The sequence below is a fragment of the Arthrobacter sp. Cr_A7 genome, from assembly GCF_029222765.1.
Classification (GTDB): Bacteria; Actinomycetota; Actinomycetes; order Actinomycetales; family Micrococcaceae; genus Arthrobacter.
This window is the reverse complement of sequence record NZ_JARHXQ010000204.1, coordinates 1-11,087: the sequence shown is the minus strand read 5'-3', so window position 1 is coordinate 11,087 and position 11,087 is coordinate 1. Positions and strand designations below refer to the sequence as shown.

The following is an 11,087-nucleotide window of genomic DNA, read 5'->3' as shown; positions in this document are numbered from 1 at the left end:
ATGACAGACACCCCTGATTACTACGCCATCCTGCGCGTCCGGGCGGACGCCGGCCAGCAGGAGATATCCCGGGCCTACCGCGCGCTGATGCGCAGCCACCACCCGGATGTGGACGGCGGCACGGCACCCGAAGGCGAGCTGCTGCGCATCATGCAGGCGTTCAACGTACTGCGGGATCCGGAGCGGCGGGCGGCCTACGACAAGCAGCGGGCGGCGTCGGCGCCGCAGGCGATTCCCGTCCGGAAGGTCCACACCCGCGGCGGGACTTCCGGGCACACCATCAGGATTACCCCCGTGCGCTGGGAAAGCGGGCCCTGGTCCTAGTTTTTTGCGCGGCGTGGCAACAATAACCGCGAGGAGGCGGAGAACTGCATGAGCGACTGGCGACGCTACGATTCACACCTGATTCCGGCATTCCACGAACGCTTTGAGGAGCGGTGGGGCGCCGGAACCGCACCGTTCCTTGACCCGGAAGCGCATGAGGAGCCGCTGCCGCGTGCCCAGTGGATCAACCCGGCCACCGGTGCCGCCCTGGCCGTGGTGCCGGTATGGACAACCGAGGATAAGCAGCAGCGGTCCTTCGGCGTGTTCTACCTCCCGCCGGCCGGAGACATCTGGGTCCTGCGCCCTGGCTACACCGGCTACCTGGAACCGGCGGACGGCGAAACCGAGCACCTGGCGACCCTCCGCAACGATGCCTTCCGCAAGGCCGTGGCACACGCCAAGGAGTTCCTGTTCGGCTCGCAGTAGCGCTAGCTGCCGCTGCCCAGGAGGCTGCGCGTCAGCGACTCTGCATCCGCCATCAGCTCCTCCACCGCCTTCGCGAGGTGTGCATCGCCAACGGGGCTGTTGGCCAGGGCAGCCGTCACCACGGCCCGCCGGACCAGTTCCCGGGCAAAGGAAGCGGTGGTGCCCGCAGTGCGTTCGGCTGCCGCCTCCAATGCCCCGGTGCTGAACGCCGCCTGGCGGGCGTAAAGCCGGAGAAGCTCAACGCGCTCGTGAAGTGCAGGGAGGGGAATCTCCACCGCCAGGTCCACCCGCCCCGGGCGCTGGGCGAGGGCGCGTTCCAGCAGGTCCGGCCGGTTCGTCGTCAAAACGAAGGCGACGTCGGCATCGTTGTCCAGGCCATCCATGGCGTCCAGAACCTCGAACAGGAGCGGCTGCGGCCCGTGGCCAAAGCTCCTGTCCTCGGCGATCAGGTCGCAGTCCTCCAGGACCACGATGGAAGGCTGCAGCGCCCTGGCCATCCGCGCCGCCTCGGAAATCCTGGCAAGCGAACCGCCCGAGAGGAGGACCGCCGTCGCGCCCGTACTCTGGCCCAGCAGGTACCGTGGCTGTGTCACTCGCCCATCACCAGCGAGATCACCTGGCCCTTCAGGACGCTTTGGCTGTCCATCCGCCGACGGTATTCGGCAAGGAACGCGGTCCCTGTTTCCGGCACGGCGGCCACAACCTCCAGGGATGCCGTCTGCCGCCCGGAGCGCGGGTCCGCGGCGCGCTGCAGGACCGCTATCCTGCCGCCGTCGAACGTCAAGAGCCGGAGCCCGAAGCCCACCGCCTGGCGCTGCGTGTCCGGACCGACCGCCAGATTGACGTAGTCCGGCTGGGACAACGGAAACTGCGGGAAAAGCTGGGACTGCTGCACCATGTCACTGAGGGAGGCGTGATGGCGCTGGCCGCCGCCGCCAATTCCCACCAGCCTGTTGTCCGGATCAAGGGCCGCGAGCTCTGCCAGGACAATGTCCGCGTCCACGAACGGTGGAACGGAATCTGCTCCTCCACCATCGCCAGGTCCGCTGCGGCCACTCCCAAGTGCTCAGCAAGCGTGTCCAGCAGCTGTGTTCCCGCCTGTCGCTGATGGCGTCCTTCCTGTGCGAGCTGCACCAAGTCGGCAAAATCGTCGATGAACTTCCCCAGTTTTTCATCCATGCCCAGACCCTAGCAGTGGCGACTCGTCAGCAACCTTACGGTGTGCCATCCTGAGACGTACTTATCCATACGTGAACAAAAGGCCCGCCCCATGCACATCACCGCCAAGGACCTCGCAGCACTGATCCCGCCGGGATTCACGCTTGGAGTTGCCACCGCAGCCTTCCAGATTGAGGGGGCCCTGGATGAGGACGGCCGCGGGCCCGCCGGCTGGGACGTGTTCGCCGCGAAGCCCGGCGCCATCGTGGAGGACCACAGCCCCGTGGTGGCCTGCGACCACTACCACCGCATGCCCCAGGACGTTGCCCTCATGAAGCAGCTGGGCGTCGATTCCTACCGGTTCTCGTTTGCCTGGCCGCGGATCCAGCCAACGGGCAAGGGACCGGCCAACCGGGCAGGCCTCGCCTTCTACGACCGCCTCCTGGACGAGCTGCTGGCCAACGGCATCTCACCGATGGCCACCGTCTACCACTGGGACACACCCCTGGCGCTGGATGAGGCGGACGGCTGGATGAACCGGGACACCGCCTACCGGCTGGGGGAGTATGCAGCCATCCTGGCTGAAGCCTTTGGCGACCGCGTGGCCCGCTGGGTCACCATCAACGAACCCGCAACCGTCAGCACCAACGGCTACTCCCTGGGCTTGCACTCACCGGGCAAGGAACTGGTCCTGGGCGCCTTCCCCACGGTCCACCACCAGCTCCTGGGACACGGCCTGGCCGTGCAGGCGCTGCGTGCGGCCGGCGTGCCGGGCGAGATCGGGATGACCAACGTGTACTCGCCCATGGTCCCGAACTCGATCAACCCCCTGGACCGGATCAGCGCCGGCCTCATGGACCTCGCCCAGAACCGGCTCTACGCCGATCCCGTGCTGACCGGCAAATACCCGGACCTGATCCGGGCGGCCAAGTTCTTCAGCTCCTTCGACCACCCGGAGGAGGACATGGCCGTGATCTCCCAGCCGCTGGATTTCTACGGGCTCAACTACTACATGCCCACCAAGGTGGCGGTGGGTCCCGGTGGCGGCGCGGTCCCTGCGAGCATGGCGGAAGCCATGGGCAGCGACCTCAGCGCAGCGGGCAGCGGCGGAACCCCGTTCCACGTGGAGACGTGGCCGGAAGCGGACATCACGTCCTACGGCTGGCCCGTGAAACCCGAGTACATGGCCGTGGCGCTGAAGGAGATGGCGGAGCGGTATCCCAACCTGCCTCCCGTGATCCTCACCGAGGGCGGTGCCAGCTTCGAGGACATCATTGTGCGGGACAAGTCCACCAACACCAGGTTCATTCCTGATGAGCGCCGGCTGAAGTACCTTTCGGACCACCTGGAAACGGCGCTCCGGGCAACGGCTCCCGGCGGCGTGGCGGAGTCGGTGGACCTGCGCGGCTACTACGTGTGGTCCCTGCTGGACAACTTCGAGTGGTCCGCAGGCTATAACCAGCCCTTCGGGCTCCTGCACGTGGACTTCGAAACCCTCGAGCGGACACCCAAGGCCTCCTACTTCTGGCTGCAGGAGCTCATCGAGGAACGCGACCTCGCCGCCGCGGCCGGTGCCGCCATCGCCCAGGCGGCAGCCGCGGATGACCTCGCCACGGAAGCGCCCGACGACGGCGTGGCCCCGCTGGGTGCCACCGCGTAGGCAGGCTTAGAGCAGGTCGAGCGTGGCCAGTTGCTTGGCCATGCCGGCGCCGTCCGGGGAGTAGATCCACGGCACCCTGGAAGCAGTGTGGTCCCCGTCCTCGGAATGGCCGCCAGCGAATACCGACTCGCTGACGGACAGTTGACGGATGGCGATGGCCGCAACCTTGTCCGGGTTTTCTGACGCGAAGCCGGAGTAGATGGCCTCATCATGCTGGCCGTTGTCCCCGATCAGGAGCCACTGCATGTCTGGGAACTCCTTGCTGAGCCGTTCCAGGTTGCGGTGCTTGTGGTCCTGGCCGCTGCGGAACCAGCGGTCCTGGGTCAGGCCCCAGTCCGTCAGCAGCAAGGCCCCGGAAGGGTACATGTTGCGGTTCAGGAAACGGGCCAGGGTGGGTGCCGCATTCCAGGGACCGGTGGACAGGTAGATGACCGGAGCGTCGGGGTGCTCGATGGCCAGCCGGTCCAGCAGCACGGCCATCCCGGGGGTGGCCATGCGCGCGCGCTCGCTCAGGACGAACGTGTTCCACAGTGCCAGGAACGGCCGGGGCAACGCAGTCACCATCACGGTGTCATCGATGTCGGACACGATGCCGAATTTCACGTCCGGTGCGATCACCCGGATCCGCGCTTCGACAGGTTCGGTCCCTTCCGCCTTGAGGACGGCCGTGTGCCAGCCGGGCGTGAGCTGGACGTCCACCTCTGTGTCGATCAGGCCGCCGCGGTCCGCCTGGACGTGGGTGACAACATCGCCAATGGTGATTTCGACGTCGGTGAACTGCAGCGGAACGCCGGTGAAGGCACGCCAGCCGCGCACGTTCTGGTTGCCGTTCCGGGCTTCGTGTTCGGCTTTGCTGCCGGGCAGCGGCTTCTGGGTCATCAACACGCGGCCCAGCACCCTGACCTGGCTGGTGGATCCGTAGCCCTGGTAGGCGATGGTCTGCGGAACGAACTTCCAGCGCTTGGCCAGTTGGATCCGGACGCTGTTGAAAGTGTCGGAGACCCGGTGCGCGAGCCGGAAGACCTGGTTGCCGGACACACCGTTCCCGCTGTCCAAGTCCTGCCGGGGAGGGTGCGCTGCGTTTTGGGGCGAATTCTGCGGAGCCTTGTCCATGGGTCCACTCTGCCACAGGGCGACAGCCGGCGAGGAGACTCCTTAGCGTGGACGGTGCTCTATGACGTCAGCCCTGCCCAAGGATCCCGCGCAGGGTCTGGGCGTTGCGCACTGCGTGGCCGCCGCCGTCGTTATTGAAATAGGCGTACACGTCCAGGCCGTCACCCTCCCACCCGCGGATGCGGTCCGCCCACCAGTGCATGTCCGCGTCCGAATAGGAGCCGGCGTAAAGGTGCTGGTGGTCAGGTCCATGCAGCCGGACATACGCGAACGGCGCCGTGGTGCGCAGGATGCAGGGAAGGTTTGCCCCGCTCATGATGCAGTAGGCCGCCTGGTGCCGCTCCAGGAGGGCGAAGACCTCCGGGCAGTCCCAGGTGGGGTGCCGGAATTCCACTGTCACCCGGATCCAGGAAGGGACCGCCGCCAGGAAGTAGTCCAGCCGGGCGTCGTCGCGCTCCATCTGCGGGGGCAGCTGGACCAGGAGGACGGCCCTCTTGTCGCCCAGTTCATGCCAGCACCGCTCAATGCGCTCCAGCCATACCTCCGGCGAGTACAGCTTCCTGGCATGGGTGAGCCCGCGCGGGGCCTTGACGGACATGGTGAAACCGGCGGGCAGCCGCTGGTTCCAGCCGGCGAACGTGGTGTCGCGGGGCCAGCGGTAGAAGCTGGCGTTCAGTTCAACGGTGCTGAACCGGGAAACGTAATGCTGCAGGCGGTCCCTGGCAGGCAGCCTGGGCGGGTAGAGGACATTCTCCCAGTGGTCGTAGCTCCAGCCTGAGGTGCCGATGTGAACTGCCATTCCTGCAGGCTACATCGGATTGTGCCCGTGACAGACGCCATACTGTGGCAATGTAAGGTCATGGCGCTCATTGAAGATTATGCGGTAGTTGGTGACCTTCAAACCGGTGCACTCGTGAGCAACGAAGGCTCCATCGACTGGCTCTGCCTGCCACGCTTCGACTCCCCGGCATGCTTCAACGCGCTGCTGGACACGCCCGAGGCCGGACGCTGGCTGCTGGCGCCGGAAAACGGCGGGCCGTGCACCCGGCGGAGCTACCGGGACGGGAGCCTGATCCTGGAGACGGAGTGGGAAACACCGGACGGGACGGTGCGCGTCATCGACTTTATGCCGCCCCGGGACGCCGTGGCGGACATCGTCCGCATTGTGGAGGGCGTCAGCGGCTCTGTGAAGATGCACGGCGAACTGACGCTGCGGTTCGATTACGGGCACATCATTCCCTGGGTCCGCAGGGACAAGCACGGGCTGCACGCCATCGCCGGTCCGGACGCCGTCTACTTTGTCACCCCCGCGCCCCTGCACGGCGAGAACATGCACACCGTCAGCGACTTCACCGTCAGCGCCGGCGAACGGGTCCCGTTCGTGCTGACGTGGGCACCCAGCCACGTGGGCCGGCCCCACACGGTGGACGCCGAGAAAGTCCTGGACACCACGTACGCCTTCTGGCGCGGCTGGGCCTCGCAGTGCACAGTGAAAGGGAAATACCAGGACGCCGTGGTGCGTTCCCTCGTGACCCTGAAGGCCCTCACCTACGCGCCCACCGGGGGCATCGTGGCCGCCGTCACCACATCGCTGCCGGAACAGCTGGGTGGGCCGCGCAACTGGGACTACCGGTACTGCTGGCTGCGCGACGCCACCATGACGCTCCAGGCGCTCCTGGCCGCCGGGTATACCGCTGAAGCGGCGGCCTGGCGGGACTGGCTGCTGCGCGCCGTGGCCGGTGATCCGGCGGACCTGCAGATCATGTACGGGATCCACGGTGAACGGCGCCTGCCGGAGATGGAGCTGGCCTGGCTGAAGGGTTACGAGAACTCCTCACCGGTGCGCATCGGCAACGGGGCGGCGGAACAGCTCCAGCTGGACGTTTGGGGCGAAGTGCTGGACTGCCTGGCGTTGACCCGCAACTCGCTGCTGAAGCACACCGATGAGGCCTGGGACCTCCAGTGCACCCTGATGTCGCACCTCGAAACCATCTGGGACCAGCCGGACAACGGGCTGTGGGAAATGCGCGGCCCGCGCCGGCACTTCACGCACTCCAAGGTGATGGCCTGGGTTGCCGCGGACCGGATGGTGAAGGGCGTCCGTGAATCCGGGCTTCCCGGGCCGGTTGAGCGCTGGGAAACGCTGCGGGACACCATTCACCGGGACGTTATGGCCAACGGGTTCGACGCCGCGCGCAATACCTTCGTGCAGTCCTACGGCAGGCCGGAGCTGGACGCCAGCCTCCTCCTGATTCCGCGGGTGGGCTTCCTCCCGCCCGATGATCCGCGGGTCATCGGGACCATCGAGGCCATCCAGCGCGAGCTCACGGAGGACGGTTTTGTGCTGCGCTACCGTCCGGCCGAAAGCGACGACGGGCTGCCGGGTGATGAGGGCGTCTTCCTGGCGTGTTCCTTCTGGCTGGTGGAAGCCCTGCTTGGCGCGGGCCGGCACGAGGAGTCCACGCAACTGTTCGAACGCCTGCTCGAGCTACGCAACGATGTGGGGCTGCTGAGCGAGGAATGGGCGGTCAAAGCCGGCCGCCAGCTGGGCAACACACCACAGGCCTTCAGCCACTTCGCGCTTGTGACTAGCGCTTTGGAGCTTCATCAGGATACGGTTCGCCGGAGCGATACCCCCATTCCGCAGGAGTCTGCGGAAACGCGCTGAGGCGGCGCGTGCCGGGGTGTGGCTTCTCCTTCGCGAAATAGATAAGTATACTTACTAACACCTCATGGGAGTGCTCCCAGAAGCACAGCGCCGTGAAACGACGGAGGAGTGATTTATATGGCCGGGTACTTTGAGCTCGTGGATGCGCCTGACGGCGGCTATCGGGTCAAGATGATGGACGGGGCCGGGAACCTGATGGCCATCTCGGTGACCTTTCCCACCAAAAGGGCGGCTGCTGCCGGCGTGGCGATGGCCCGCGAGATTGCCGGTACGGGCCTCATCCGGGACAAGAGCCACGACGGCGCCGGGACGGTGATCCGGGAGCGTGTCCGTCCCGTCGCCACGCCGAAGGAAGAAGCGGCCCGGCGCAAGAAGGCTCCGGAAGCCCGGCGGGCTGCGGTCAGCTGATGGCCCCCACCCGCATGTCACCCCCTGGCGGACTGCGCCGGGGGGTTCTCTTTGACGTTGACGGGACGCTGATCGACTCGTCCTACATCCACACCATCTCCTGGTGGGGCGCCTTCCGCCAGTACGGCTACGACATCCCGATGGCGTCGATCCACCACTTCGTGGGCATGGGCGGCGACCGGTTGGTGGACAGTCTGCTGCCATCTGACCGGGACCGCGACGCGGACCGGGACATCATGTCCAGCCACGGCGCCCTGTACGCCTCCCACTGGCCCGCCCTGCGCGCCTTCGACGGCGCCAAGGACCTGCTCGCCCAGTGCCATGCCGGCGGGCTTGCTGTTGCGCTCGCCTCCTCCGCACGGAAGAAGGACCTGCAGGTCATGAAGGCCACCCTCGACGCCGACGCTTATATCGACGGGGCCACCAGCGCCAACGACGCCAAGGAAAGCAAGCCCGCCCCGGACATCCTGGTGGCAGCACTGGATGCCATCGGCGTGGAGGCCGGTAACGCTGTCTTCGTTGGGGATGCCGTGTGGGACATGAAGGCCGCTGCAGCCCTTGGCATCCCGTCGGTGGGAGTCACCTGCGGCGGGATCAGTGCCACAAAGCTGCGTGACGCCGGGGCTGTCGAAGTCTATGAGGGCCCGCGTGACCTCCTGGACAACCTGACCTCAAGCGCCATTGGCCGGCTGCTCGCGGACCAGCGCTAGCTTCCCCGGGCAGGCTCAGACGGTCTGCCCGCCGGTGACGGCGTCCTCGTCTCCTGCATTCGCCGGTTTGTCCCAGGACACCGCAACCCGCACCGATCCGTCGTCGTTCCGTTCGATGTCCGTCACAACCTCGGACGCGCTGGCACCCATCTCAACAATCCTGGTGCGGTAGGTGTTGACGAGTTCTTCGAGGCTGGCTTCCGTCCATTCGCCGGGCCGCATACGGGTGGAGATTTCGACCGGTTCGGGCTGGTAGAGCGACATAACGTTCCTCTTTCACTCGGGCGTGTGCGGATCTGGCCCTTCCTACGCTAGGAGCCGCGGGCCGTGACGACAAGTATTTGATCAGCCTGCTTACTTTTTCTGGCCGAAGCCGATAGCGTCGAAGGACGGGCCTTCCGCCCTCCCGCATGAGCACCAGAGAAAGGGAAACTGTGAAAGCACTGACCTGGCAAGGAAAACGCTCGGTAAGCGTGGAAGAAGTACCGGATCCCGTCATCCAGGAGCCCACCGATGCCATCGTTCGGATCACGTCCACGGCGATCTGCGGCTCGGACCTGCACCTGTACGAGGTCCTCGGCCCCTACATGCACAAGGGCGACGTGATCGGCCACGAGCCCATGGGCATCGTGGAGGAAGTGGGAAGTGCGGTCACCAACCTTCGCCCGGGGGACCGGGTTGTCATTCCCTTCAACATCTCCTGCGGCCACTGCTACTTCTGCTCGCAAGGGCTGCAGTCCCAGTGCGAAACCACCCAGGTGAAGGACAAAGGCTCCGGAGCCGCCCTCTTTGGCTACTCGGAGTTATACGGCTCCGTCCCGGGCGGGCAGGCGGAGTACCTGCGCGTACCGCATGCCGATTACGGCCCCATAAAAGTGGGAACAGAGCTTCCCGACGAGCGCTACCTGTTCCTCTCCGACATCCTTCCCACAGCATGGCAGGCCGTGGAGTACGCCAACGTCCCGCCCGGCGGAACCCTTGCCGTCTTCGGGCTGGGACCCGTAGGCCAGTTCGCAGGACGGATCGGCGTGCAGCGCGGCTACCGCGTGGTGGGCGTGGACCCCGTTCCGGAACGCCGGGACATGGCCGCGCGGCACGGCGTGGAAACGTTCGACTACACGAAGACGATTGCGGACGAACTGCGGGACATGACGTCCGGAAGGGGCCCCGACGCCGTCGTTGACGCCGTCGGCATGGAAGCACATGGTTCCCCTGTCGCCGGCTTCGCGCATCAGGCACTGGGGCTGCTGCCGGACAAGCTGGCGCAGAAGGCGATGGAAACCGCGGGCGTGGACCGGCTGGCAGCATTGCACACCTCCATTAATGCTGTGCGGCGCGGCGGGACCGTGTCACTGAGCGGCGTGTACGGCGGCCAGGCGAGCCCCATGCCGATGCTCACCATGTTCGACAAGCAGATCCAGCTGCGGATGGGCCAGTGCAACGTGCGGAACTGGACTGATCACCTGCTGCCGCTCGTGGAGGACGACGCCGATCCGCTGGGTGTGATGGACCTGGTCACCCACCGTTCGGGCCTGGAGGGCGCGCCGGCGCTGTATGAGAAGTTCCAGAAGAAGGAGGACGGCTGCATCAAGGTGGTCCTCAAACCCGGTACCTGAGTCTAAAGGGATGGGCGGCTGCTCCCTCAGCACAGGCTGTTCAACGCCGTCTGGGCGACGTCCTGCAGTTCAAGGATCAGCGGGTTGAGGTCCAGCGTGGGCGGTGCCGGCGGGTAGGCAACTGACACCGTCAGTTGCTTCCTGCCGTCCTCGCTGGTCATGGAGATGGTGCCGTAGCCGTCCACGTCCCCGGGAAGCCCATAGTAGAAACGGTTGTTGCAGGTGTCATTCCAGCGACGCAGGGCAAAACCGTAATACTGCGTGTAGCTGCCCTTCATGGCCTCTACTGATTCCGGTGCCAGCAGCCTGCCCTCCAGCAGCGCGCCATAGAACCCGTTGACTTCCTCCACCGTGGAGACGGCGCCGGCGGAGGGGAGTTCCCCGAGCCAATCCGGCCGGGCCACGTCCACGCGCTTCCCTTCGACCGTGATGTAGCCGTGGACCATTGCGGGCGGTGGGCGCCCGTTCCCCAGCCGGGTGGTCTCCAGGCCCAGCGGCCCGGCGACATCGGCGGCCAGGACGCGCCCAATCGTTTGTCCGCGGAGGCGCTGGACGATGAGGGCGAGGGACGCGTAGTTGGACCGCGAGTAGTCGAAAACGTTCGCCAGCCTGCCCTGCCAGGGCACGGTGGCGGCCACAGCCAGCTGCTGTTCGAGGCTGAGCGGCCGGTGCATCGTCTCCTCCCACCTCCCTGACGCCAGCAAGGGAATGGAGAAATCGGGGATTCCTGATTCATGAGTCAGGAGCTGCCGCACGGTGACGGGCCCGGGGGGACGCAGCACCGTTCCGAATTCAGGAAGGTAGGCGCTGACCTGGGCATCGAGGTCAAGCTTGCCCTCCTCGGCCAGCTTCACAACTGAGACAGCCACCATCGACTCGGTGATGCCGCCGATCTGGACGGGATCGCTGACCGTCGCCCGTTCCCGGGTCTCAAGGTTCCGGACGCCGGCCGCGTGGGTCCAGGTGCTGTCGCCGTTCCTGACGGCAATAAGTACCGCCGGTGC

General features: G+C 66.2%; 13 protein-coding genes. 7 read left to right on the top strand and 6 right to left on the bottom strand.

The window, feature by feature from the left end; all coding sequences use genetic code 11:
* Together P2Q66_RS11855 and P2Q66_RS11850 are read left to right on the top strand one after the other, a co-directional pair.
* On the top strand, positions 1–324 hold a 324-nt coding region (locus P2Q66_RS11855), incomplete at its 5' end, for a J domain-containing protein (protein WP_275728271.1).
* Between the two features lie 48 nt (positions 325–372).
* Positions 373–750, top strand: a complete 378-nt coding sequence (locus P2Q66_RS11850) for a hypothetical protein (protein WP_079598846.1) — start codon at positions 373–375, stop codon at positions 748–750.
* Between the two features lie 2 nt (positions 751–752).
* On the opposite strand, the gene P2Q66_RS11845 is transcribed toward P2Q66_RS11850, so the two are convergent.
* Complete coding sequence (locus P2Q66_RS11845; RefSeq protein WP_275728268.1) at positions 753–1,343, bottom strand: AAA family ATPase; 591 nt, start codon at positions 1,341–1,343, stop codon at positions 753–755.
* Positions 1,340–1,753 carry a hypothetical protein gene (locus P2Q66_RS11840; RefSeq protein ID WP_275728266.1) on the bottom strand — a complete coding sequence of 138 codons (414 nt, stop codon included), beginning with the start codon at positions 1,751–1,753 and terminating at the stop codon, positions 1,340–1,342. Before P2Q66_RS11840 ends, P2Q66_RS11845 begins: the two co-directional genes overlap by 4 nt.
* Positions 1,754–2,020: 267 nt before the next feature.
* On the opposite strand from P2Q66_RS11840, the gene P2Q66_RS11835 reads away from it, so the two are divergent.
* Positions 2,021–3,568, top strand: a complete 1,548-nt coding sequence (locus tag P2Q66_RS11835) for a family 1 glycosylhydrolase (protein ID WP_275728264.1) — start codon at positions 2,021–2,023, stop codon at positions 3,566–3,568.
* A gap of 6 nt (positions 3,569–3,574) precedes the next feature.
* Here the strand turns inward: P2Q66_RS11835 and P2Q66_RS11830 are convergent, their stop codons facing one another.
* Both P2Q66_RS11830 and P2Q66_RS11825 read right to left on the bottom strand, forming a co-directional pair.
* Positions 3,575–4,681 carry a phosphatase domain-containing protein gene (locus P2Q66_RS11830; protein WP_275728262.1) on the bottom strand — a complete coding sequence of 369 codons (1,107 nt, stop codon included), beginning with the start codon at positions 4,679–4,681 and terminating at the stop codon, positions 3,575–3,577.
* 67 nt (positions 4,682–4,748) lie between these two features.
* Entirely contained in the window at positions 4,749–5,480 is a 732-nt protein-coding gene (locus tag P2Q66_RS11825; RefSeq protein WP_275728260.1) for a DUF72 domain-containing protein, read from the bottom strand.
* 60 nt (positions 5,481–5,540) lie between these two features.
* Here P2Q66_RS11825 and P2Q66_RS11820 point away from each other — a divergent pair, with 60 nt between their 5' ends.
* The 3 genes from P2Q66_RS11820 to P2Q66_RS11810 all read left to right on the top strand — a co-directional run bounded on the left by P2Q66_RS11820 (position 5,541) and on the right by P2Q66_RS11810 (position 8,467).
* Positions 5,541–7,349: a glycoside hydrolase family 15 protein gene (locus P2Q66_RS11820; protein ID WP_079598851.1), complete on the top strand. Its 1,809-nt coding sequence runs from the start codon at positions 5,541–5,543 to the stop codon at positions 7,347–7,349.
* A 117-nt stretch (positions 7,350–7,466) separates the two neighbouring features.
* On the top strand, positions 7,467–7,757 hold the full coding sequence (locus P2Q66_RS11815; RefSeq protein WP_079598852.1) for a hypothetical protein: 291 nt from the start codon (positions 7,467–7,469) through the stop codon (positions 7,755–7,757).
* Entirely contained in the window at positions 7,757–8,467 is a 711-nt protein-coding gene (locus tag P2Q66_RS11810; protein WP_275728256.1) for an HAD family hydrolase, read from the top strand. Before P2Q66_RS11815 ends, P2Q66_RS11810 begins: the two co-directional genes overlap by 1 nt.
* Before the next feature lie 15 nt (positions 8,468–8,482).
* On the opposite strand, the gene P2Q66_RS11805 is transcribed toward P2Q66_RS11810, so the two are convergent.
* Positions 8,483–8,731: a hypothetical protein gene (locus P2Q66_RS11805; RefSeq protein WP_275728254.1), complete on the bottom strand. Its 249-nt coding sequence runs from the start codon at positions 8,729–8,731 to the stop codon at positions 8,483–8,485.
* 170 nt (positions 8,732–8,901) lie between these two features.
* Between P2Q66_RS11805 and P2Q66_RS11800 the strand changes: the two genes are divergently transcribed.
* Positions 8,902–10,083: a zinc-dependent alcohol dehydrogenase gene (locus P2Q66_RS11800; protein WP_115523966.1), complete on the top strand. Its 1,182-nt coding sequence runs from the start codon at positions 8,902–8,904 to the stop codon at positions 10,081–10,083.
* A gap of 26 nt (positions 10,084–10,109) precedes the next feature.
* Here P2Q66_RS11800 and P2Q66_RS11795 read toward each other — a convergent pair.
* A partial coding sequence (locus tag P2Q66_RS11795; protein WP_275728250.1) for a serine hydrolase domain-containing protein occupies positions 10,110–11,087 on the bottom strand: 978 nt, incomplete at its 5' end.